The sequence below is a fragment of the Treponema sp. UBA6852 genome, assembly GCA_002449305.1.
GTDB lineage: Bacteria > Spirochaetota > Spirochaetia > Treponematales > Treponemataceae > Treponema_D.
Genome location: DKDI01000035.1, coordinates 70,832 through 94,003 on the forward strand (window position 1 = coordinate 70,832; position 23,172 = coordinate 94,003).

A 23,172-nucleotide genomic window follows, 5' to 3' on the forward strand; every position below is an offset into this window, starting at 1 on the left:
CAATATTTCAAAAACGGAGTAAAAAATGCTTGAAAAAATAACAGGAACTTTCAGCGGAATAATCCGCACTTTGAGTGGAAAATCTTCAATTACAGAAAAAAACATAGAGGAAACCGTAGAGCAGATAAAAATGGCTCTTTTGGAAGCGGATGTAAATTTGAGAGTTGTCCGCCGGTTTGTAAACAGCACAATTGAAGAAGCAAAAGGTGAAAAAGTTTTAAAGGCTGTAGATCCGGGACAGCAGTTTGTAAAAATTATTTACGACAAGCTTGCGGCTATGCTCGGTGATAAAAAAACTGACCTTGCGTTAAAAGGACCTGACACTCAGTCTGTAATTCTTTTGCTTGGTCTTCAGGGCGCAGGAAAAACAACAGCGGCACATAAACTTGCGGCTCGGCTTAAAAAAGATGGAAGACGCCCTTTGCTTGTTGCCTGCGATTTGATTCGTCCGGCGGCGGTAGAGCAGCTTTGTGTTCTTGGTGAAAAAATCGGAGTTCCTGTTTACAAAGAAGATTCAAAGGATGCTGTAAAAATTGCTGAGCATTCGGTTGATTTTGCAAAGAAAAACGGACTTGATACAATAATTGTGGATACAGCAGGACGCCTTCAGATTGACGAAGACATGATGGCGGAACTTGTTTCTATAAAAAAGAAGCTTAACCCTGTAGAAACTGTTCTTGTCGCTGATTCAATGACTGGTCAGAACGCAGTTGACATTGCAAAGAGCTTTGATGAGCAGCTTGGACTGACTGGCGTTATTCTTACAAAATTTGATTCTGATGCACGTGGCGGTGCGGCTCTTTCGTTAAAGTCGATTACACAAAAACCGATTCTCTTTATCGGCACTGGCGAAAAAACAGAAGACTTTGAGCCTTTCCATCCAGATAGAATTGCAAGCAGAATTCTTGGAATGGGCGATGTTGTTTCGCTTGTTGAAAAAGCCCAGGAAACTGTAGATCAGGAAGCTGCTCTTAAAATGCAGAAAAAAATGCAGCGCAATGAATTTACGTTGCAGGATATGCTTGAGCAGCTTGAGCAAGTTGAAAAAATGGGAAGCATAAAATCGCTTCTTGACATGATGCCTGGACTTTCCGGACAAATTAGCGAAGAGCAAATCAACAAGGCTGGAATGAAGCATCAGAAAGCTATTATTCAAAGCATGACATATAAAGAGAGAATGAACCATTTAATTATTGGTCCTACACGCCGCAAAAGAATTGCAAAGGGAAGCGGAACAAGTGTTCAGGAAGTTAACAAGCTTATAAAGCAGTTCGAAAAAACAAAGCTTACAATGAAAAAACTTGCACGTAACCGCGGTGCGCAGGCAAAGCTTATGCAGCAAATGGGAGCTATGGGAATGGGCGGTTCTATGCCAAATCTTCCGAAAGGATTTAATATGCCAGGCGGATTTAAGTTCTAGTCCAGGACAATCAGAGATGCTGTTTTTCCATCGGGAGTGTAGCATTTCTGAGGATTTCCTGAGTCTGGAAAAGAATTTATTCCAGTGTAAAAGGCGTATTCATATTTTCCAGGTGGAAGCGGAATTTCAAACTGATAAATTCCCGGTGCAACTTCGCTCATCTGATAAATCCAGCTGTCCCAGTTTGTAAAGTTTCCGCCCACACGGATTTTTTGCCCTGATTTTCCTTTGTAGACAAAGCGTATTTTTCCGCCGCTGATTTTTTCAGTTACCTGCGGAATTTCACGAGACGCATTAAAATGTGAAAGCACAAGATTTGTTTCTCTGTTGAAAACCGTTTCATTATTGAGCGGATCAACTGTCCAAAGTCCGTCTATAATCAGCCTGTAATTTATTTCAAGAACATTTTTTGGAACTTTCAAAATGTAAAAATAAATAGAGCCGGCTTCTTTGTATTCCATGTCGATGAATTTTTTTATTTTGAATGAATGAATTGTCTTGAATCCTTCAAAGTCGAATGCGATTCCAATGTGGCGTGCGTTGCTTTTTGATGTGAAAATTGCATAGTCGCCCTTGAGATATGGAGAGCCCGCATCTTGAATTGTGTTTACAAGTTCGGCGTAATCAAGCTCTTCGTCTGTGAGCATGACTTTTGATTCCGCAGAAAAAAGTTCCGCAGAAGATAAAAAAAGAAAAACTGAAAAAATAGCACAAAGTATTTTCTTCATATATGTATTTTCGGATTTTTTTATTTTAAAGTTGAATTCTATTTTTTTGTTGAAAGTTTGAGCTTTTGTCTTGATTTCAATTTCCTAAACTTGGCGGATTTGTGTGCCGATATTAGACTTGAAACCATGTCGCTTTGAGGAGTATAATTTTTAACCATGCCAGGACTAAAGCAGCTGCAGCAGTTTAATTCGGATATATTGAATCTCGGTGATGAAGTTAAAATCCGGGCTGCCCGCGGAGAAAAACCAGTAACAGTAAAAATCCCCAAAGATGTCGCAGATATAGATGATTCTGAAGATTTTATAAATGGACTTCCAGCTCTTTCAGAAGAAGATCAGGCGCAAGCCGCCGCTGCCGCAGAAGAACGCAAACGTGAAGCAAATGATTTTTCAGACTTCATGGACAAGGATGATTCTGAATCCAGTTCTGAGCAAAAGCCTGTTTCAAGCGAAGATGAAGAAGTTCCTGATGTTTCAAATCTTTTGCCTTCCGCTGGCGACATGGATTTGTCCGATCTTGATTTGTCTGAATTTGAAGATGAAAAAGAGCCTGAGCCCGAACCAGAGCCAGAAGAAATTGGAATTGAAGACATGGATTTGGAGTCTCTTCTTGCATCCAGTCCAGAACCTAAAGAACAAGACGAGCCGCAGGTTTCCAATGCTGAAAAAAAATCCAAGGACAGTGAAGAAACTGTAAATCCTGATATTTTCAACACGGACTCTTTTGATGCTGATTCTGCTTCAAAAAATTCTATTCCAGCTTCAGAGCCGGACGGAACTGCTTTTGACGAGTCTCTTTTTGATATGCCTTCTGAGAATGATTCGAGCCAGGAAAATGTTTTGCCAGATCTTGACACAGATTCTCTTGCTGATTCTTTAAGTGGAATTGGCGAAATGGATTTTTCTTCCGCGGAAAATAAATCGGAAAACGCAGAAAAAACTTCGCCTGAAAATTCTGCAGATGAAAATTCATTTGACTTGGATTCTCTTAATCTTGACGGCTTGAACGGCGAAAATTCTTATGAGCCAAAATCAGAAACTTTTGATGCGCCACAAGAAAATATTTCAGAGCCTCCTACGGAAAATGCGGAAACTAAAGCCGACGATTTTTCTGATATTGATTTGCCGGATTTTGATATGCCGTCAGACAATTCAGATTCCTTGCCTGATTTTAATGAAGAAGTTTCTGTTCCGAATTTCAATCAGCCAAAAAATGAAGAAAAACAAACAGAGCAAAATGATTCCGCTCCAGCCGCAACTGACGGTGAGCTTTTTTCTCCAGAAATGGATGTTCCGGAAGATGAACCTGTTGAAACTTTTGACACAAGCGATATAAACGATCTTGACTTTTCAAATCAGGAAGACAGCGGATTTGAACTTGGCGGACTTGATTCTGACGGAGATGACGAATTCCATATTCCGGGATTTTCTGACATTGCGACTGCCGATCTTACCAAAAAACCTGATGTTGCGACTGCTGATTTTTCCAATGCCGCGGAAGCCAAAGAAACTGAAAAGCCAAAGAACACTTTTACGGATGCGGAATACAAAAGATTTCAGAAAAACCTTGCGACTTATCCGCTGAATGTAAGAATTGCGCTTGAAGATTTTGTTGTAAAAAATGAATTTACAGACGACGCGATTTTTTCAGTTCTTGAAAAAGTTTTAAGAAAAGCTCCCGCCCGGCAAGTTGCCTCTGAACTGGAGAAGCTTCTTGATATTTCACTTGATGTTCCGCGGGATTTTGAACGCCGTTCTGCCGCTGAATATGAAGCCTACAAAAAATCAATTGAGTATCAGCTGAAAAACAGAATAATTCCTAGCGCGATTTTTACAACTGCCGCTGCGATTCTTGTTTTCTGTATTTTTACGCTTACAAACAATTTTATTTATAAGCCGGCAAGAGCTAGCAGTCTTTACAAGCAAGGATATGCGCTTTTGCAGGACAATCAGTATCCGCAGTCTGAAAAAAAATTTAATCAGGCTTTAACATATAAACCTGTAAAAAAATGGTTTTTCCGTTTTGCCCAAGGCTACAGAAATCACAGGCAGTACGATCGTTCCAGAATGATGTACCGCGCAATTCTTCAGCGTTACGATCATGACAAAAAAGCCGGGCTTGAATGGGCGGACATGGAAACTTCAGACTTGTACAACTATGATGAAGGCGAGCGGATTTTAAAGCGCGAAGTTCTTGATTATCACATAAATGATTCAGACGCTTTGCTTGCTTTGGGCGACTTGTATCTTGAATGGGCTTCGGACAGAAATGCTGAAAAATTTCCTTTGGCAAAAGAGCAGTACGATTTGCTTACTCAGCTTTACGGAGTTAACGATCTTTATCTTTCGCGCCAGATGAGATATTTTATACGTACAGATAATTTGCGCCAAGTTCTTATGTACAAAAGTATTCTGATGGGTAAGAAAAATGTCATTTCTTCAAAGGACTTGATTGAACTCAGCGGATATATGCTCGACAAGCGTTATGGAAAACTTCGACCATCAGAAGAAAATTTAAGATTCTCTATAGAAGATGTCAGAAAACTTTTGGAAACTGCGTTGAAATCTGCACCGGAAAATTCTGTTGCGCTTTACAATATGGGCCGTTATTTTGTTGAAACTAAAAGCGGACGCAATGCGGCAAAACTTCTTGAGGCTTCTATAAATTCTTTTGAAAATCAGCCAAAGAGAAACCGCAAGGATACTTATAAGTATATAAACGCAGTCAGGCTGTTGGGCGAAGAAATGCGTAATCAGCGTGAATATCTTACTGCAGAAGAATTGTACGGAAAGGGAATTGAAATTTTTGAGCGTGAGCGGGATTCCAGCGGATTTGAAAGCGATGAAAATGTTGGAACCTTGTATTCTGACCTAGCGGATTTGGATTATTTTATTTCCGGGGACAATGCTGCTGCCTTAAAAAATTATCAGAACGCGGTGAACAACAAGCACGACACTTCTTCTGTTCGCTACAGAATTGGATATATTCAGTACCAAAATAGAAACTATCCTGCTGCTTTGGGTTCGTTTATAAAAAGTCAGGACACGAATGAAAACGACACTCATCTTTTACTTGCCCTTGCGAACACTTTGAATTTGAGCGGAGACAATTACATTGCGCGCGGATATTACGAAAGGCTTCTTTCTATTCTTGACGTTGAACGTGAAAAATACGGAGTTGTGCTTCCGCAGATTCGCGATGACCATGCTGATATTGTTGACACTTACATGAAGGCTTCTAACAATCTTGGAGTTACGCTTTCAAGGATTGCATCGGCAACAGGAAATAGTTCGTTGAATGCAAAATCGATTGTTTGTTTGCAGGAAAGTCTTAGAGCTTGGGACGCAATGACAAGAAATCAGACAACGATGATAAGGCTTGACGGTTCAAATCTTGCTGAGCAAAACATAAAATATATAACGCGCCCTGTTTCTGGATACGAGCCTGAAATCTATACTGAAATTCCGCGGCTTTTAAATGGAGAGGAAGGACTGGAGTAGTTATGATGGTTCTTTTCTCAAAAAAATACAGCGGAATAATTTCTCGCCAGAAAATAATTGGAATTTTAAAAGAGCTTTTCAGAAAGTCGATTCATCTGTGCAGTGCGTTTGTTCCATGTTTTCTTTGGATTGCATATAAGCCGACAATTGCTTGTCTTTTGGTGCTGGTTGTTTTTTATTCTGCTGCGGAAATTTTGCGCCTGAATGGAAAAGAAGTTTTTTTGATTTCTGCCGTAACCGAAGCCGCCGCTAGAAAACGCGATGAAAATAAATTTGTTCTAGGTCCTGTAACGCTGGTTTTGGGAATTATTTCAAGCGCAATTCTATGGGAAAAACTTCCTGCTGCAATTGGAATTTACGCTCTCGCCTTTGGAGACGGTCTTGCAAGTCTTGCTGGAAAACTTTTTGGAAGAGTTCAGATTCCATTTACAGAAGGAAAAACCGTTGCAGGAAGCCTTACTTGCTTTACCGCGATTTTTATTTCTTGCTACTTGGCTTGCTTTTTTATGCTTCAGGGGCAGGCGGATATAACAAGAGTTTCGCTCATAGTTGCAGGAGCCGGAATGCTTATTGAAATTCTTCCGCTAAAGGATTTTGACAATCTTTTTATTCCGGTTTTGCTCGGCGGATTAGCTCAATATTTGCTTTGTTAGTTCCAAGTATTTTCCAAATAGTGAACGGTCTTTAAGTAAAGAAAACATCCTGAAACATAAAGAATAATCGCAATGAAAAATTCAAGCCAGCAGTCTGTGTTGCATAAAAGTCCGTATCCTGCCGCAAGAACTACAACACCGAGCGCCTTTATGTAAATTTCTTTTATTCCTTTTGTGTAGGCTTCTGCCAGAACTGAAAAAATTGTTACTACAACAATAAAAACTCTTATGACCGCAAAAAATTTTCTAAAGCCCCAAAGAACTGTGCAAGTTGAAGTTGTTATTGTTGTGTCCATAGGGTAAAAAAATCCGAATGCGCAAGTCGAAGCAAGCAAAATAAAAATGTTCCGTTCCGCATTTTGAAGTTCTTCCGCGGAAGAAAAAACTGCCGCAAAGAAAAGGCTCATCGGAGCAAGAAATCTTCCGGCTGCTACAATACGTCCAATGTAAATTAAAAAAAGTGAATTTGTTTTCCAGAATCCAAAAAGCGGCAAAAGAATTCTCGCGCTTTCTGTAACGCAGCTGATTATGAATCCTGAGAAAAATAAAATTTCAAGCGAAGGCGTTTTTTCAAAACCTTTGAAGATTGCAATTGAAAGTGCTGGAGCTGAAAGGCTGAATGCAATTATTGCCGCCAGCGATGAATTAAAATTGTACGGGCATAATCCGCCTTTTGGAATAAGAACAAACGGCCGCATCGGATTTATTGGTGGAACTATTGATTTTGCCGCCGCCGCAATGCAAAGAACTGTAATATTGAACAAAAAAATTATCACGCTGAATATAAATAGAAAAAGAAAAATTCTATTCTTGTTTTTTAAAGTCATGTCTAAAGAATACTCCAGCGGTTTCTTTTTATCAAGGGAACTTGTTTTGCTTTTCCGCGGAATTCTTTTCTAAAGATTTATTTTTGCTTGCCGAAAATTTACTTGTGGGAACTTTCAGCATTTTTTTTGTTGAAGTTTTTTCCGGGAGGAATAAAATGAAAAAGATTTTAGTTTGCGCATTTTCTGTTTTTTTTGTTGTGTGCACTTCATTTGCAGGAGACGCCGCTTCTTTTGACGATATAGGTTTTTCTGAAGACGGAAAATATTATCTTTTTGGTCAGTACGGAAAAACAGATAAAACTTACGAGCCTTGGGCAGAAGTTTATACAGTTGATGTCGCCGCGAATGATTTTGTAAAAGGCGAAGTTTTTAAGTCAAGAGATTCTTCATTGGATATTTCAGGAAAAACGGCCTATGAAAATTTAAAGGCAAAATGCAACTGGAAAATTTCAAAATACAATGCAAAGCCAGCCGGAGTCGGAACACTTTTATATTTGCGCGAGTCAGAAACAAAATCTCCTACAGAAGAAATTGTATTCAAAGATTTTGAAGGAATATCTGATGCCTCTGGAATTCTTTATCACGTGCGCCTTGTTCCGTCTTTTAATGGAAACGGAAAAAATTGTCGGTCAAAGTTTTTTATCGAAGTTCTGAAAAAAGATTCTTCTGGAAATACAGTTTCTTCTTTTGCTGTCGGAACTCCTGATTTTGAGCGCAAGGGAATTACAGCATATCAAATAGAAAGAATTTTTGCAGACAAATCTGGAAAGAGCCTTGTGTTTGTTGTAAAGAAAACTCTCGAAGATGACACAGGAACTTCAATCAGATACATGGTTGAAACTTACCGCATAAAATAATTTTCCTTAAATTATATAGTCCGAATGTCGAGTTTTGATAAGAACAGTAATTTAAGTGTCATTGCCGTGCTTGACACGGCAATCTTGCAAAAAAAAGTACAATAGATTATCGGGTCAAGCCCGACAATGACATTAAATCATAAAACTCGAAGTTTGGGCTATATAAACCTCCTTCATTTTTGGCCTTCTGTTTTTTCAGAAGGTCGTTTTTTTTCATTGTAGCAAACTTGCAAAAATGCTAAACTTTTCAAAAATTGAACAGAGGAAATCAAAGTGATAAAGAGAAACAAAAATTACACAAATCTTGCAAAAGGCTATCTTTTTCCGGAAATTGCAAAAAGACGCAAGGCATTTCAGACTCAGCATCCAGAAGCAAAAATAATCAGTCTTGGAATTGGCAACACAACAGAGCCGCTTGCTCCTCACATTGTTGAAGGAATGAAAAATTTTGTGGAAGCTCTTGGCACAAAAGAAGGCTACGAAGGCTATCAGGATGACAGCGCGGGAATGCCTAAACTTCGTGAGCGTATTTCACAGGCAATTTATGGCGGCGAAATAAAGCCAGCTGAAATTTTTGTTTCGGACGGAGCAAAGTGTGATCTTGGACGGCTTCAGGCAATGTTTGGCGCGGATGTGAATGTTGCGGTTCAAGACCCTTCTTATCCAGTTTATGTTGACGGAACTGTAATGGCTGGAGCTGGCGGAAAAGAACCTGTTACAGAAAACGGGTTCAAGGACATAACTTATATGCCGTGTCTTCCTGAAAATGGATTTTTCCCGGACTTGTCGGTTGTAAAAAAAGACAGCCTGATTTATATATGCTCGCCGAACAATCCTACTGGCGCGGTTGCAACAAAAGAAAATCTTTCCGAGCTTGTGAAGTTTGCAAAAGCAAATGGATGCGTTGTTCTTTTTGATGCGGCGTATTCAGCGTTTATCCGTGATAAAAATCTTCCGAAGTCAATTTATGAAATCGAAGGCGCAAAGGACTGTGCAATTGAAATGCAGTCATTTTCAAAGCCAGCCGGATTCACTGGAGTCCGCCTTGGATGGTGCGTAGTTCCAGAAAATTTAAAATTTGATGACGGTTCAAAAATTGCAGACGCTTGGGCGCGCATAACAAACACTGCATTCAACGGAGCAAGTAATATTGCGCAGGCTGGAGGATTTGCCGCCTTGGATGAAACTGGTCTAAAAGAAATGCAGGAAACAATAAGCTATTATCTTGAAAACGCAGCATTGATTCGCTCCGCTTTGGAAAGTGAAAATTTCAAATCGATGGGTGTTGAAGTTTATTCTGGCGGAAACGCTCCTTATGTCTGGGCAAAATTTCCCGGAAAGAAAAGCTGGGACGTGTTCGATCAGATTCTTAGCCAGTGCAATGTAGTTGTAACTCCAGGCGCAGGATTCGGACCGAGCGGTGAAAGTTTTATCCGCTTCAGTTCATTCGGACACCGTGAAAATATTCAAGAAGCTTGCGAAAGACTAAAGTCATTTAAAATGTAGCTAAAAAAATCTGCTGCTTTTTTACGCGGCAGGTTTTGCAAATGTTTGAATCCGCATATTTTTTTTGAGGTAAAAATGCTATCTGAACGATTAGAAAATCTTCATCCTTATGTTCCGGGCGAGCAGCCAAAGGACAGAATTTATATAAAGCTGAACGCAAATGAAAATCCTTATCCGCCGAGCAAAAACGTTGCAAAAGCTATAAAAAAAGCCGCATCTTGCCATCGTGAAAAACTTGGACTTTATCCAGACCCGGATTCTGGTGAACTTAGAACTGCAATTGCCGATATGCTGAATTCCACAGGCGGAGTTCTTTGCAATTCCCAAAACGCAAAAAAGGAACTTGGTTTTAAAATAACGCCGCAAATGATTTTCTGCGGAAACGGAAGCGATGAAGTTCTTTCGTTTGTTTTTTATACATTTTTTGGCAGCAACTGTCCTCTTGTTCTTCCTGAATTCACTTATAGTTTTTATCCCGTTTACTGCGGATTTTATAATATTCCGATGCATAAAATTCCGCTAAAAAATGACTGGAGCTTGGACACAGAAAAAATGATTTTCGAGTCTGAAAAAAACAACAGCTCAATAATTTTTGCTAATCCAAATGCTCCAACAGGAATTGCCTTGAAGCGCGCGGAAATTGAATCGCTCTTGAAAAAAATTCCTTCAGACCGAATCCTTGTTGTTGACGAAGCTTATGCTGATTTTGGCGAGGAAAGCTGCCTTGCACTTTTAAATGATTACAAAAATCTTGTTATTGTGCGCACGTTCAGCAAAAGTTTTTCGCTAGCAGGAATGAGGCTCGGTTTTGCCGTTGCGAATCCAGAACTTATAAATTCAGTTTTTACAGTAAAAAATTCATTCAATCATTTTCCAGTTGATTTTCTTGCGCAGACAGCAGGAAAAGCCGCTTGTAAAAATTATTCTTATTATGAAGAAAATGCAAAAAAAATTGTGAATGAAAGAATTCTTCTAACTGAATTTTTGCGCTCAAAAAATTGGTTTGTGATTGAAAGCAAGACAAATTTTATTTTTGCAAAAAAAGATGGAATGAGCGGAACTTCAATTTACGAAGCTGTAAAAAAAGAGGGAATTCTTATCCGCCATTTTAACACGCCTGGCATCGAGGATTTTGTGCGCATAACGATTGGAACAAAAAATCAGATGGACAAACTTAAAAAAGTTCTTGCTGAAATTTAAACTGAAATTGTTCGGAGACATTAAAATGAAATTTTTAGTAATATCAGATTTGCACGGAAATTTGGAAGTTCTTGATAAAATGGATGAAACTTTTAAAAAGGCTGACGGAGTTGTTTTTGCAGGCGACTTTGCAAAATTTGGCAACGAGGAAACTGGACTTCCGGCTCTTGAAAAACTTTGCTCCAAGCACGATACAATTTTTTCTGTAATCGGAAACTGCGACAATCCTTCTTTTATTGAAGAAACTGAAAAACATGATATTTCCGTAGAAAAGCAACTTGTTATGTATGAAGGTCTTGCGTTTGCAGGTAGCGGCGGCGGAAGTAAGTTTACCGGCACAACTCCGAATGAAAAGTCAGAAGAAGAGCTTATGGCGGACTTTAAAATTATTACGGAACAAGGCGAGCAGGAATGGAACAACTTGATTGCGGTAAGCCACAATCCTCCAAAGAATACAGACTGCGATAAAATTTCAGGAGGCGTTCATGTTGGAAGCGAACTTTTTACGCAGTTTATTGAGCAATACAAACCACTTGCAGTTATTACAGGACACATCCACGAAAGCGCAGGAATCTGCAAAGTTGGAACTACAACTGTCATAAATCCAGGTCCGCTTCTTGAAGGAAAATATGCCTGGCTTGAAGTTGCAAAAGAAAACGGCGAATGGAAAGTTCTTTCTGCTGAATTGAAGTCGCTTTAAATTTTCAGCTTGAAAATCCGCATTGAAACTTGTTTTGTTTTCTATATAATTTCAGTGTGGACAAAAAATATTATTCAAATGAAAACTCAGCTCCTTCAATTGATTCCGCTTTTTATTATGACGGAAACGATCTTGGCTTAACCTTGAACGGAACTTCTGCGTCTTTTAAATGCTGGGCGCCGACTGCCAGCAATGTGCGGCTTTTGCTGTTTAAAGATTCAGCTGCAAAAAAATTGTGCGCCGCAAAGCAAATGGAACGCAAGGAAAAAGGCGTTTGGTTTTTTAGCGGCTCTTATGAAGGCTGCTCTTACTATCAGTATGAAATTTCTTTTGGCGCAGAAATTTTCAAAGTTGCTGACATTTGGCACACTGTCGCTTCTCCAGATTCTGTTGCATCTCAAATCGCTGTCATCGAAAAATCCGAATATAAAAATCCATTTAAAGAAACTGATTATTCAAAAGCAGTAATTTACGAAATGCACATCCGGGACTGGAGCCGCGCTGTAAATCTAACTTCAACTGGAAAATTTCTTGAAGCTGCCGACCCAAAAATAATTTCGCATTTAAAAGAGCTTGGCGTAACTCATGTTCAGATTCTTCCGATGTTCGACTATGCGCAAAAAAATTCAGACCTTTCATACAACTGGGGTTACAATCCTTTTCATTACAATGTGCCAGAAGGACGCTATGTTTCGCAAGAATACACTGACGGAATTCAGGCTGTAAAAGAAATGCAGCAAATGGTAAAGTCGTTCCATGATGCGGGAATCGCTGTGATAATGGACGTTGTTTACAATCACACTGACGGCACTGAAAACAATTCGCTTTATGACATGACTGTTCCTAAATATTTTTACAGGCTTAATTCTGAAGGTGGATATTCCAACGGTTCAGGCTGCGGAAACGAAATTGCCACAAATCATAAAATGGTAAAAAAATATGTTATTGATTCTCTCAAGCATTGGATGAAAGATTTTCATATAAACGGATTCCGCTTTGATCTTATGGGAGTTCAGGAACAGGAAACTATGTCGGAAATTTTTTACGAGCTGAAAAAAATAGATCCGTGCGTAATGGTTTATGGAGAGCCTTGGACTGGCGGAGAATGCGCTGTAAAAAACGGATGCTCTGCTTCTGTTGCTTGCGGAAAAAATTGCGGAGTCGGCGCATTCAATGATGATTTTAGAGACGCAATAAAAGGAAGCGAATTCGGCGGATTTGCAAAAGGTCATGTTCAGGGAATTTTTTGCGATTCAGAAATTGAAAAAGGACTTCTTGGCGCGACTGGAAAGAACAACAGAAATCCAAGCGGAATTCCAAGCCTTTCAATTCACTATGTTGAATGCCACGACAATTACACTTTGTTTGATAAGCTTGCAATTTCGTACCTTGAAGAAACTTCATATTCAGGAAATCTCTTTGAAGCAATCGGAAACGTTGGGCTTGAAAAAGTTAAAAGGCAGGACATTCTTGCGGCGGCGTATATTATTCTTGCACAGGGAACACCTTTTATAAACGGCGGTCAAGAATTTCTTCGCACAAAGCAAGGAAATGAAAATAGCTACAATTCAAGCGATGAAATAAATCAAATCAGCTTGAAATTTAAAACGCGTTATTCTGATGTCTTTAACGCATACAAAGGACTTATTGCATTCCGCAGGAAAAACCCTGACTCGTTTGGCTCAAAAACTGATTGCTTGGCAAAGACAATTTCCCCGGGACTTACAAAATACACTGCCGGAAACTTCTGCATATATTTTAACGCTACAAATTCTTCTGCAAAAATTGATTCAGCCGGATTTGCAAATTCCATAGAAGTTTTAAGCGGAAAACCGGAGCAAAAAAATTTTGTTCCAGACACTGTGGATGCAAAAAGTTTTGTGATTTTAAAGAAACTTGATTGATAATCTGTCAGACTCAAAATATCAGGTCGAATGTCGAGTTTTGATAAGAACAGTAATTTAAGTGTCATTGCCGTGCTTGACACGGCAATGACAGTAAATTTACAGAACTCGAAATTGAACCTGTTATTTTCCAAACCGCCTGATGAATTCCTTTTTGTCGTTGATGCCGGTTTTTTCGTAGATGCTTGAGATATAGTTTTCTACGGCGCGCTGTCTTATCTGCAGTCTTTCGGCAATCTGCGTGTTGGAAAAGTTTTGCAGAATCAAGGCCATCACCTGTTTTTCTCTTTGCGTAAGCGCGTCTGTAAACGAATTGAATTCTACAAGATTTTCCCGCAATTCTTTTTGGACAAAAGTTTTTCCGCTGAAAGCGTTGTCCATGCATTCTATGAGCTCGTCCGACGGCGCGTTTTTTGAAACATAGCCCGCAGCTCCGTTTTGAATTGCCGTCTGGACCATTCCTGCCGAAAAGAACATTGAGTACACTATGATTTTTAGTTCCGGATAAAGCGAGTGAAGCTCTGCGATAAAGTCAAAGCCCGCGTCGTCGCCAGAAAAATTAAGGTCGGAAATCACAAGGTCAGGAAGCGTGTTTCCGCCCGACAAAAGCGAAAGCTCAGAAAGAGCCTGTTCAGGCTCGCCGGAATTCCCTTTGCAAACCCAGCCAGATTTCTTTTCGATGTAAGAAATCGTGCCGATGCGCAAAAGCTCGTGGTCGTCAACAATGTAAAATGTTCTTGCCATTTTCAAACCTCCACCGTTATCTGCGTTCCAAAATCCGGCGCGGAAGAGAACGTCACTTTTCCATTTAGAAGCTTTGCCCTCTCACATATATTGCGGACTCCAAAATGGGATTCCTTGGACTTCTCAAAAATGGCACAGTTTATCTCTTTTACAAGCTCCCCGTCCATTCCGCAGCCGTCGTCGGAAATTATGATTTTAAGGCAGCCCCGCGGATTTTTTGCGGCCATCGCTCGCGACGAAAATGCCTTTTTCAATGACGCTTTTTGTCTGGCAGGTTCGACAGATTCAGCCGCCAATGGATTTCTCTTAAAAAACACCGTGACTTCGCTTGCGCCCGCGTGATTCTTTATATTCTGCAGAGCTTCCTGCACAATCCGGTAAACATTCAAGAGCCCATCGCCATTCAAGCAGGAAAAGTCAACACCGTTTTCCGCAATCAGACGGAACTGAAAGGAATCGCCGAAAATCTTTTTTGCAAAGACATTCACCAAAGAAAGCAGATTGTCTTTTGTAATGCTCGGCGGAGTCAGGTTGTAGCAAAGATTTCTGATTTCCTCAATGTTCTGATTTTGCGTTTCAATAATCTTAGCCGCCGTGTCTTTGTCAGAAATATTTTCCGCAAGAAGAGAAACATACCGCAAATTCTGCGCGACGCTGTCGTGAAGCTCCCGGCTGATTCTTTTGCGCTCGGCTTCCTGAACCAAAATCGAATGCTGCAAAAAGGCCTGCGAACTGTAAAGCATCTTGTCTTTTTCAAGCCCTTCCTTCATGTTCAGAATGACAAGAGCAGCTCCGCCAATCAGAATCGTAAGCGTAAAATAAATGAAGAATTCGTACAGCTTTTGGTGCGTGTCTTCAAGAGATTCGTTTTTGTTTTTTAGAAAACTCATAAAAACCCTGTCCATTTCGTGAACAGCAAGCAGAATCTCTTCCTTATGGTTTTCTTTTTCCAAAATGAGCGGCCGCAGACCCTCCGCCAGGGAAATGCAGAACTTGAGCTGATTCTCTGCCAGCTCTTTTAATGCCATGTCGCTGTTAAAGCATTTAGTGTCAAAGCGTTTAAGCGTGCCGATAAAATCCTCAAGAGAGGAGGCGTCCTGCATTGCGCAAAATTCGTTCCAGGAGCCGCAGACTGCATCCGTGCCGTTTTTATCCGGAGATTTTTGCGCGCATGAAGCGAGAAAAGCGATAACTGTAAGAAGCAAAAGGAGTTTTTTCATATTTTCTATACCGAGTCAAAGCCGGCATCCTGCCGCCGCTCTTTACCCCCCCCATGCATAATTTTACTATACAGCTTGCTGATTCCAAAGCCCGAAAAGGTCGTAATCACTCTGTCCAAAACGGTGACGGGAATGCGGCCTATAATTGAGGAAAAAAGGAAATTCATATATTCGTCGCCGTTGAAGGCAAAAATAAATGTGTTGAAATTCCAGTTTTTTTGGAACAGTTTTTGCGCAAACCAATTTATCAAGCCCGAAACAACGCTGCACGAAAGCCCTGCAAGAACCGAAGCGGTAAGAATGTACAGAAAGGTCAGGTTCACGCCCTTCTTGAGATTTTCCTTTTTGCGGATAAAAAGCCAGGTAACAAGAATAATCGTGAACGCGGAAAGCGTGTACAAGAAGACAAAATCAGTTTTTCCATCGCGGATTTTAAGCTTTACGCAGGTAAAAGAAATGAACAGAAGATATTCGATAAGAGAGGCAACCGGCCCGAACAGAAACAGGGCGGCAATCATAAAAATAGTGTCAAAGAAAAACGGCGATTTTAAGAAGTCCTGAAAAAAAGAAGCCGCAAGCAAGTCGCACACGCTGAAAATGAGGATTGTAATGGCAACCGTGAAGAAATGCCTTTTGCCGAATTTTGCAGTGTTTCCGTTCATCATTCATAAAGTATAGCAAATTCCAGCGAAAAATTTCAGTGCGTTTTACGCACCGGGAATACGGCTTGGTCAAGGTACGTTCGCTTCGCTCTCTTAAAGCCTTTTTATAATTTAATGTCATTATCGGGCTTGACCCTGCGATGTTTCTGAAAGAAACTCGGTTGATAATCTATTGAAAATTTCCAACAGATTCCTGACCGAGTTTACTGCGTAAACATCGCAGTGTCGTAGCATGGGAATGACAATTAAATTACTGTTCTTATCAAAACTCGACATTTGGGCTAAATAAAAAAAGGCCTCCCATAAAAACAGGAAGCCTTTCACAGAGTCTTTAGCGGATTAAGCCGCAGGACTACTGTTTTACATATTTATCATAACTAGAGTCATTCACGTCAACTGTAGCTGGAATATCATGTACATCAAGATAGAACACGCCGTCCTTGATTTCCAAGGAAACTTTCTCCCAGCCGCTTTTTTTTCCGTTATGCTCTACAACTGTAAAATCCAGCGTTCCGTTTGTAAAATCTCCAGAAGTAATTGCATACGTTCCTTTATAATCTGTTCCTGTATAGTTAAATTCAGGTTTTGTTTCTATACATTCCCAGGTATTATCTGCATAGAAATAAATTGTTTCTGTTCCATAACTTTGAGTATAAGTAAACGCTGCCAACGCTCCTGAGGCTGAGCCGCCGTCATCATCGTCAGAATCAGAGCAAGATGCGAATCCAAATCCAAGCGCTGCGACCGCCGCAAGCACTGCCAATGCTTTTAAAAATTTCTTCATAAGAAACTCCTTAAAAAATTAATATGGCAGTATTTTACAGGGCAAGGGGGGGGAGCGAAAGTGCGTTTTACGCACCGAAATTAAATTACCGTGCACAACAGGAATTTACTTTGCAGCTTATGCGGAAAACTCGCGCACATTATTTCTCCCGGCCGTGAATGTAGATTGCTTTTTTTTTTGCTTCCATTGATTTGCTCTTCACTTTTCTTCTGACTCATATCTTTTACTTTAAAAGACTTTCTTGAATTTTATATTCTTTGCACGGCACCATTCCTGATATGCAAGTAAATCTTCGCCCTGTAAAACCCGATTTCCTGGTCCTAGCGCCTGACGGATGCTGAATTTTGGTGAAACTTCAATGCAAATCCTATACTTATTCTTGTATTTTGCATACACGATTGTGCAGTATTTTTTGCGAGCCAGTTCTGTATAACACCAGCCCACGCAATTGTGCATTTCACTTCCGACTGTCCTCAGTTCTGCGGAGCTTTGGGCCACATAAAAGCAATAACGGTCTTCATCTTTTACTTCGACAGTTTCAATCTTTCCGTCACCTGTGCGAATCGTAGTCCTGTTTTCGCCGCATTTATAGGCAAGGTCAAGGTGAGGCTGCTCGATTTCAAATTTTTCATCTTTTTCTTGATTTTCGTCAAACATCCGGGCAGAAAGAGCGTTTGCATTCTGTGCTTGCACAATGTCGGCACGGCGAACTAAAAAATCATGCGTATAATCATTGAATCCTTCGTGAAGCACATCTTTCTTTTCTTTATCACTCAAAGCATCAGCGCAAATCGGATAAGAATTTATTCCATCAATAATAACATTGTTTGGAATCTTTTCGTCAGCAAAAAAATTGAAAGTTCTTTCCAGGCTATTCCAAACTGTTTTTTCGGAAGAAACTGCAAGCATATCCCCGACGAATTTTTTTAGCGAGAGGCGAATGCTGTAAGAAATCTCGCCGTCAGAAAAATTTACCATACAAAACTTGAAAAAAGCATAGCAAAGAGGATTAGCGCTTTTTAAAAGAATATTCACATCAGAAAATCCCAAATCCTTTACCGCCGCATACGAGATGACACCTTCAGGGAAACTCTGGTACAACTTTCGGACAGATTTTGAAGGCTTTATTCCGAGACTGTGAAACATTTCGTTTTCGGCGGTCGGAGTGTTTCCAGAAGAAAGAGTTGAAAAATCCTTATCATACGGATTTAAAGCCCAGTGATGAGAAATTTTATAGAAATTGATGTTGAACGGACTTAGCATATAACCAATGATAAGACTGAAGCCACGAAATTTTGAAGCAATGGTCGGGACTATGCCAAATTCTTTTTTATACCGATCGCCTAAATCCTTTAAGATTTCTTCCGTGATTTCAGGACAAAGGCCGGATGCCAAATCTTCGCTCTCAAAAACAGATTTTCCGTTTTTGGATAAGACTTTACGCTCAAGATTAAGCTCATAAAAATTTTCGATAAGACGGCGGTTCTGCTTTACGACAGTCTGGGATTTTACAAGAATGAGATAATTATTTTTTGTTTTTGCCACATGATAGCCATAATTAAAGATTGAATTTTCATAAGCAAAAGGTCCTTCATACAAATGTCCGCACTGACTTTTAAGAATATTATTTGAAAAGGCGGCGATATATTCCCAGCGATGGCACGAGCGGCAATATACGCTTTTCTGTTTTAAATTTACTATGGTCGGGAAAAGAGACATCGGCTCACAAGAAATTGGTATGTACTTATTAATTTTTGGACTAAATGCCCAGTAGCTGCACTGTGCTCTCATTTTTTTTCTCCAGATTGTTTAAGATTTCACAGTCATATATATCGATTGCCCAGCCGTCTTTTATAGCCCGCTTGATGTCCGTGTAATGAGCAATCACTTTTTCTGTAGGAATAGGAAGCGTCGTGGTGATTTTAGGAACCGTAACCGTCAGCTCCATTCCTTGCCCTCTCTTCTTTTTTGCACTCAAAGAAAAGTCATACATCTCGCGCATTTCAAGCTCGTTTATTTGCAGATGATGAGATGAAACAACTGATATAATTCCGTACCTGCCGTCAAGATTTCGTATTGTGACTTTCGGCTTTGCATTTTGAACCGTTTGTCTTCTGACTTGTTGATTCCACTTATACTCGCCCGATTCCTTGTACTCAACCAGTTTTTCAAACTCTTCCTCAGAATAAAACAGGTGAGTTACATAATAAAGTTTTTTTTCGATATATCCTTTAATTCCTTCTCCGTTATCACTTCTGCAGCTAAAGGAAATATCATAGCCAAAATGCTGGAATCTGAAATTGAACTCATAAGGCGGTTCTTTGGTCACAAAACGAATCGCATCATTCTGAATATCGATGAAAATCTTTGTGCCATCGTCGAACTGGCCTTCAATCAAGTCCTCGTCTTTTAGTCCGAAATATTTGAAATCAATTTCATTTTTTTCATTTCCGAATTTTTCGACAAACCTAAGGAACTGCTCGTGGTTCAAAAACTTTATTTCACAATGAGTTGGATTCATTCTGCGCTCTCCATTTTTAGAAACGCCGGTTTCGTCTCTTTGGGAAACCGGCAAACCCGAATTTCACCGGCAAAAGATAGGCGCCGGATTTAGCATTTTGCGATTCAACCGCAAAACACAAGAATAATATATGGAAAATTCGCAAGAAGTTCAAAAAAGTGTAAAGAAAGCTGAATTTTTTTCCAGCTCAGAATGTCCCCTGGTTAAAAAGGAATGTCGTTAGCCTGAATTTCGAGTTTTATGATTTTATGTCATTTTTGTTTTTCATTCTCAAATAAAAACACCGCACCACTACAATCCAAAAAAGACTTATAGAGGTGCGGCATTGTATTTTGAGAATATATAAATTGTCTGAGATTTGACAGATTTTAAAGCACAGAAAGCGCGAACAGAACTTGAATTTATACCATCTATTGTTTGCATTTTTTCTGTGCTCCTCGTGCAAATTTTTATGAGTACTTACAAGTTACAACACAATTTTAATAAAAAACAGTGCGTTTTACGCACCGAATTTTTTATTTCAGAGGCTAACAAGCTTGTCTTACCGGCTGTATTCAGCTGCAATATAAAGAATCCATTATCTTTTTTTGACATTCAACGGAAGGCTTTTTCATCTCCAGAAGTTCCGCTTCAAGCTTTTTCTTCGTCTCCGGGCTGACACACCTGAAGATTTTGCTCTGGATTTCATAATCACAAAATGCGATTGCCTGTGCAAGGAAATCAAGGTTTTCCTCGGCGATTTTCTTCACGGTAATATCATCAAGCCAAACAATGTTCTCAAAGTTCCCGGAAAGATAGACTTCCATCGCTGTATGTGCCCGCTGTTCTTTTTGCTCACTGCTTTCTTCAAGTCTGCGCAAGTATTCCGCACGATTTTCATCATCCCGCTTTTCAAAGTCTGACATTAGCTTTGTGCCAAGTTCTTCGCCAATCATTGAGGCAAGTTTCGTCGCAAGGACACGAGGATTCGCCCCTTCATAGATTGAATGCACGCCCTCCGCCGCCATCATCAGCGCAAGTTTTTCTTCGTCGCCGCCTAGTTTTTGGGAAGAAGCGATTGCATAGAAGGCGATTTTCTCAATATCGGATATTTCAACACCGTCACAGATGTCCATAAAAAGATTTCGTATAAAATTTCTACCATACAAAGAGATTTTTTGCGGAAAATCCTCTCCCGCAAAATCATTGAAGGCCTGCTCAGTATCCATATCCGCTTGCAAGGAAAGAATTCCTTCACGGCGGGAACGTTCGGCCGTGTTTATCAAAAACCATGCCATGCCAAGCAAAGTCTTTTCGTACTCAGGCTTTGCGGGCGGTAAATTGTAGAAGATTGCCATTTATTCCTCCAAAGATTTTTTTCATGTATTCAAAGGGACGGTTTTATTTATTTTCCCGATAATCGATTTCAGGGCATAAAGCACAACATTAAAAAGCTTCTTTTTTTCCGGGTCTGGTACAAGAGCGAAATTCACGAGAAGGTCATAATACCCATTATTGTAATCAATTTTTCCAAGCCGAGTTTTAGGCTCAAAAATCAGGTAGTAAGGTGGTGCTTTTCTGAAATTCTCCCTCATGATTTCAAACAGCTCAATGTATGCGTTCCGTCGCTGGATTTGATTCTTCACCCTAGCCCCAATACCGCTTCCGGTGACATTCTTTGAAAACTGTGACATTGATTTTTTTGCCCGCTCAAGATTTGAATCCGTTGAATTCGCCTGAATATAAAGCTTAAGTGCCTCAAGGTCAGCCCCGCTTTGCATGGCGACATTTCCCTGCGCATAGAGTTTCTGAGCCTCAATCTCAGATTCAAACTGCTTTGTTTTTACGGAAAGGAGAGCCTTTTTTTGCGCAATGCTCAGGGGGAAACCAAGATGGTCAAGCAAATCCGCAACGGCTTCCTTCAGGACAAGACCGTTCTCCAAATCGGCAAAGGCACAGTTAGGCTCGCTGTAGCCAGCAATCAAAGTGTTTTTTCCTTGTCGTTGATTCGTACCGAAAGCGAATAGTCACCGTTTTTGCCTGTAATCGAAACGAACATCACTTTTTTGGCGACTTTGAAATTGCCAGCCTCAACCAAGTCCGAGTCGTCGAAGATTCCGCTTTCGTCGCGTTTCTGAGCGAGTGCCATTTTTCTGGCATTACGACTGTCAGCTATTATGATTGGTGAATACTTTGCGATGTCGTCGCTGATTGTATTCACTACGAATTCTGGAATCCATGCAGAATCCTGAGCGATGTTGTTCAGGCTAGGCTCCTCGACCTGCATCACAAACTCACCGCTGATGTTTCTCTTTTTGGACTGAGAATCTTGATTCGAGAAATTTCCATAATATTCTGCGGATTTTTCGCCAGTTGATGCACAGCCAAAAATTACGGCGATAATCCAGAACCGCTTTTCAGTTTTCATAGGGTATGAATAATATATGGAAAATTCTCAAAAAGTTTAAAAATTTTGAAAAAAAATGAATTTTTTTGATGAATTTTTTTTCAAAATTTACCTACTTTTACTATGCTTCTGAATAAATTACATCACAATTGTTGAATTTGCAGCTGGAGTTTCTTACACTGTGATTCTCAAACACTTTCTTAAAATTATTGAAAACGCAGGAATAGAACACAAACTTATTTTCTGATTCAAAAGTTAGACTTCCATCATCCTTTTTGGTTGTGAAAAATTCACAGGAATTAAAAATTATGTTTTCAGTCTGATAAGCATTAAAGTTGTATCGATCCAGATTCTTGAACGAAATACCTTCAAAAGTAATCCCCTTGCATTCTCCAATAAACACAATCGAATCCACCTGAACAACCGATTTCTGGGAATCGGGAGCCTGAGTGTTTATTACAGCCCCTTTTATAGTAATGTTGTTTTTTCCTTCCAAATTAAAGCCCTGATACTGAGTACCAGGAGTTAGAACGATAGTGTCGCCGTCGTATGCCTCGTCAATTGCAGTTTGCAGAAGCTTGTAGGTCTTTTTGTTGCGCTCGTTGTAGCTTAGCGCATTGTTTGATGGTACATCATAATGCGGGCTTAAAAGAGACTTCTTTATAGTACAGTTCCTAAGGCAGTCAATACTCTTTTCCTGGAAAATGTATTTAACGGAATCGAATGTTGTGTCCTTTATATAACTAGCCTCGCCAAAATAACAACCATTTTGCCGGAAAGCATTACTACAATTAATAAAAAGACTGTTTTCTATCTTAATGGTGGTATCTTCAATAAAAGATATTGCATGGTGCATTGTCATAAAAACACAATTCTTAATAACAAGCTCATAACTCCAAGAAAAAACGTATACAAATTTTTCTTTGTCTTTTCCTTCAAAAACAATTCCATCAATTATTGTATTATCTCCAATTGGGGAAAATGATTTATCATATAGCTTGAACACTGTGCGCTCATGCAATGGAGAGTTCATGTTGTTGTTTGAGGCTTTGAATGTCAGAGATTTTTGAATATCATAATCTTCATTGATTTCAAACACACCGTTTGAGAACACAAGTGTGTCGCCTTCCTGTGCGTCATCTACAGCATCCTGTATTGAGGTGTAGACATTGCCCTTACTCTGCAGTGTAATTCTTGGCGTATCAGAAGACAGTTCTGTAGGATTTTCCGCATTCTTGCAGTCAAAGAGACACTTCCTGGAGCAAAACTTACGCCCTGGAAAAAGCAGCTGGTTTGCATAAATCTGTTCGTTCTGCCTTCCACACCAGGCACACTTTCCAAGTTTTTCAAGACGCTCTGCTTCTTCCTGGCGACGTTCTTCTTCAGCTTCTTCTTTTTCACGCTGTTCCTTGTCGGCGTTCTTCTTCTGCCCGTTGATTGATATATGCAGAACTATTCTTAAGGTTAAGAGCATAAGCCCTCATACAGCTTTCACAACAGAAACTCATTCCTTTTAGGGCACTAAAATCATTTAAGATTTCATAACCGATTTCAGCTTT

General features: G+C 39.9%; 20 protein-coding genes. 8 read left to right on the forward strand and 12 right to left on the reverse strand.

The genetic code is table 11. The annotated features are described in order from the left end of the window. Positions 1-25: 25 nt before the first annotated feature. The gene (gene ffh, locus B3209_RS07765) at positions 26-1,420 is read left to right on the forward strand and encodes a signal recognition particle protein (protein ID WP_296663459.1); all 1,395 of its coding nucleotides are present in this window, start codon (positions 26-28) and stop codon (positions 1,418-1,420) included. On the opposite strand, the gene B3209_RS07770 is transcribed toward ffh, so the two are convergent. Beyond that, on the reverse strand, positions 1,417-2,148 hold the full coding sequence (locus B3209_RS07770; RefSeq protein WP_296663462.1) for a glycogen-binding domain-containing protein: 732 nt from the start codon (positions 2,146-2,148) through the stop codon (positions 1,417-1,419). The genes ffh and B3209_RS07770 overlap by 4 nt on opposite strands. A gap of 156 nt (positions 2,149-2,304) precedes the next feature. Here B3209_RS07770 and flcA point away from each other — a divergent pair, with 156 nt between their 5' ends. After that, positions 2,305-5,649, forward strand: a complete 3,345-nt coding sequence (gene flcA, locus B3209_RS07775; RefSeq protein WP_296663464.1) for a periplasmic flagellar collar protein FlcA — start codon at positions 2,305-2,307, stop codon at positions 5,647-5,649. Between the two features lie 2 nt (positions 5,650-5,651). After that, positions 5,652-6,302 carry a diacylglycerol/polyprenol kinase family protein gene (locus B3209_RS07780; RefSeq protein WP_296663466.1) on the forward strand — a complete coding sequence of 217 codons (651 nt, stop codon included), beginning with the start codon at positions 5,652-5,654 and terminating at the stop codon, positions 6,300-6,302. Here B3209_RS07780 and B3209_RS07785 read toward each other — a convergent pair. Beyond that, a complete protein-coding gene (locus B3209_RS07785; RefSeq protein ID WP_296690346.1) occupies positions 6,299-7,078 on the reverse strand; it encodes a hypothetical protein in 780 nt (259 codons plus the stop codon). The genes B3209_RS07780 and B3209_RS07785 overlap by 4 nt on opposite strands. Positions 7,079-7,284: 206 nt before the next feature. Here B3209_RS07785 and B3209_RS07790 point away from each other — a divergent pair, with 206 nt between their 5' ends. The 5 genes from B3209_RS07790 to B3209_RS07810 all read left to right on the forward strand — a co-directional run bounded on the left by B3209_RS07790 (position 7,285) and on the right by B3209_RS07810 (position 13,296). Continuing rightward, a complete protein-coding gene (locus tag B3209_RS07790) occupies positions 7,285-7,986 on the forward strand; it encodes a DUF2259 domain-containing protein (RefSeq protein WP_296663473.1) in 702 nt (233 codons plus the stop codon). Between the two features lie 273 nt (positions 7,987-8,259). Beyond that, positions 8,260-9,492: an LL-diaminopimelate aminotransferase gene (locus B3209_RS07795; protein WP_296662360.1), complete on the forward strand. Its 1,233-nt coding sequence runs from the start codon at positions 8,260-8,262 to the stop codon at positions 9,490-9,492. 75 nt (positions 9,493-9,567) lie between these two features. Continuing rightward, complete coding sequence (gene hisC / locus B3209_RS07800; RefSeq protein ID WP_296662361.1) at positions 9,568-10,692, forward strand: histidinol-phosphate transaminase; 1,125 nt, start codon at positions 9,568-9,570, stop codon at positions 10,690-10,692. A gap of 25 nt (positions 10,693-10,717) precedes the next feature. Next, positions 10,718-11,392 (forward strand): metallophosphoesterase family protein, encoded by a 675-nt coding sequence (locus tag B3209_RS07805; RefSeq protein ID WP_296662363.1) that lies wholly within the window; start codon positions 10,718-10,720, stop codon positions 11,390-11,392. A 56-nt stretch (positions 11,393-11,448) separates the two neighbouring features. Beyond that, positions 11,449-13,296, forward strand: a complete 1,848-nt coding sequence (locus B3209_RS07810) for an alpha-amylase family glycosyl hydrolase (protein WP_296662366.1) — start codon at positions 11,449-11,451, stop codon at positions 13,294-13,296. 123 nt (positions 13,297-13,419) lie between these two features. Here B3209_RS07810 and B3209_RS07815 read toward each other — a convergent pair whose 3' ends face one another. The 10 genes from B3209_RS07815 to B3209_RS07860 form a co-directional block, all read right to left on the reverse strand. Continuing rightward, a complete protein-coding gene (locus tag B3209_RS07815; protein WP_296690347.1) occupies positions 13,420-14,040 on the reverse strand; it encodes a response regulator transcription factor in 621 nt (206 codons plus the stop codon). 2 nt (positions 14,041-14,042) lie between these two features. Next, on the reverse strand, positions 14,043-15,260 hold the full coding sequence (locus B3209_RS07820; RefSeq protein ID WP_296690349.1) for a sensor histidine kinase: 1,218 nt from the start codon (positions 15,258-15,260) through the stop codon (positions 14,043-14,045). Positions 15,261-15,265: 5 nt separating this feature from the next. Beyond that, positions 15,266-15,925 carry a hypothetical protein gene (locus B3209_RS07825; protein ID WP_296690351.1) on the reverse strand — a complete coding sequence of 220 codons (660 nt, stop codon included), beginning with the start codon at positions 15,923-15,925 and terminating at the stop codon, positions 15,266-15,268. A gap of 349 nt (positions 15,926-16,274) precedes the next feature. After that, on the reverse strand, positions 16,275-16,706 hold the full coding sequence (locus B3209_RS07830) for a hypothetical protein (RefSeq protein WP_296690352.1): 432 nt from the start codon (positions 16,704-16,706) through the stop codon (positions 16,275-16,277). A gap of 228 nt (positions 16,707-16,934) precedes the next feature. Then, the gene (locus B3209_RS07835; protein WP_296690354.1) at positions 16,935-18,497 is read right to left on the reverse strand and encodes a PcfJ domain-containing protein; all 1,563 of its coding nucleotides are present in this window, start codon (positions 18,495-18,497) and stop codon (positions 16,935-16,937) included. Continuing rightward, positions 18,466-19,227, reverse strand: a complete 762-nt coding sequence (locus tag B3209_RS07840; RefSeq protein ID WP_296690355.1) for a hypothetical protein — start codon at positions 19,225-19,227, stop codon at positions 18,466-18,468. Before B3209_RS07840 ends, B3209_RS07835 begins: the two co-directional genes overlap by 32 nt. A gap of 554 nt (positions 19,228-19,781) precedes the next feature. Further along, positions 19,782-20,564, reverse strand: a complete 783-nt coding sequence (locus B3209_RS07845) for a FliG C-terminal domain-containing protein (RefSeq protein WP_296690356.1) — start codon at positions 20,562-20,564, stop codon at positions 19,782-19,784. A 21-nt stretch (positions 20,565-20,585) separates the two neighbouring features. Next, positions 20,586-21,191, reverse strand: a complete 606-nt coding sequence (locus B3209_RS07850; protein ID WP_296690358.1) for a hypothetical protein — start codon at positions 21,189-21,191, stop codon at positions 20,586-20,588. Then, positions 21,188-21,634 carry a hypothetical protein gene (locus B3209_RS07855; protein ID WP_296690360.1) on the reverse strand — a complete coding sequence of 149 codons (447 nt, stop codon included), beginning with the start codon at positions 21,632-21,634 and terminating at the stop codon, positions 21,188-21,190. Before B3209_RS07855 ends, B3209_RS07850 begins: the two co-directional genes overlap by 4 nt. A 100-nt stretch (positions 21,635-21,734) precedes the next feature. Continuing rightward, positions 21,735-23,087 (reverse strand): hypothetical protein, encoded by a 1,353-nt coding sequence (locus B3209_RS07860; RefSeq protein WP_296690362.1) that lies wholly within the window; start codon positions 23,085-23,087, stop codon positions 21,735-21,737. Positions 23,088-23,172 lie beyond the last annotated feature (85 nt).

Excerpts from the sequence above, each read along its gene's own strand:
- B3209_RS07790 (WP_296663473.1), top strand. The coding sequence starts at position 7,285 with ATGAAAAAGATTTTAGTTTGCGCATTTTCTGTTTTTTTTGTTGTGTGC.
- hisC (WP_296662361.1), top strand. The coding sequence starts at position 9,568 with ATGCTATCTGAACGATTAGAAAATCTTCATCCTTATGTTCCGGGCGAG.
- B3209_RS07860 (WP_296690362.1), bottom strand. The coding sequence starts at position 23,087 with ATGCTCTTAACCTTAAGAATAGTTCTGCATATATCAATCAACGGGCAG.
- B3209_RS07845 (WP_296690356.1), bottom strand. The coding sequence starts at position 20,564 with ATGGCAATCTTCTACAATTTACCGCCCGCAAAGCCTGAGTACGAAAAG.
- B3209_RS07780 (WP_296663466.1), top strand. The coding sequence starts at position 5,652 with ATGATGGTTCTTTTCTCAAAAAAATACAGCGGAATAATTTCTCGCCAG.
- B3209_RS07840 (WP_296690355.1), bottom strand. The coding sequence starts at position 19,227 with ATGAATCCAACTCATTGTGAAATAAAGTTTTTGAACCACGAGCAGTTC.
- B3209_RS07830 (WP_296690352.1), bottom strand. The coding sequence starts at position 16,706 with ATGAAGAAATTTTTAAAAGCATTGGCAGTGCTTGCGGCGGTCGCAGCG.
- flcA (WP_296663464.1), top strand. The coding sequence starts at position 2,305 with ATGCCAGGACTAAAGCAGCTGCAGCAGTTTAATTCGGATATATTGAAT.
- B3209_RS07825 (WP_296690351.1), bottom strand. The coding sequence starts at position 15,925 with ATGATGAACGGAAACACTGCAAAATTCGGCAAAAGGCATTTCTTCACG.
- ffh (WP_296663459.1), top strand. The coding sequence starts at position 26 with ATGCTTGAAAAAATAACAGGAACTTTCAGCGGAATAATCCGCACTTTG.
- B3209_RS07770 (WP_296663462.1), bottom strand. The coding sequence starts at position 2,148 with ATGAAGAAAATACTTTGTGCTATTTTTTCAGTTTTTCTTTTTTTATCT.
- B3209_RS07820 (WP_296690349.1), bottom strand. The coding sequence starts at position 15,260 with ATGAAAAAACTCCTTTTGCTTCTTACAGTTATCGCTTTTCTCGCTTCA.
- B3209_RS07815 (WP_296690347.1), bottom strand. The coding sequence starts at position 14,040 with ATGGCAAGAACATTTTACATTGTTGACGACCACGAGCTTTTGCGCATC.
- B3209_RS07835 (WP_296690354.1), bottom strand. The coding sequence starts at position 18,497 with ATGAGAGCACAGTGCAGCTACTGGGCATTTAGTCCAAAAATTAATAAG.
- B3209_RS07805 (WP_296662363.1), top strand. The coding sequence starts at position 10,718 with ATGAAATTTTTAGTAATATCAGATTTGCACGGAAATTTGGAAGTTCTT.
- B3209_RS07855 (WP_296690360.1), bottom strand. The coding sequence starts at position 21,634 with ATGAAAACTGAAAAGCGGTTCTGGATTATCGCCGTAATTTTTGGCTGT.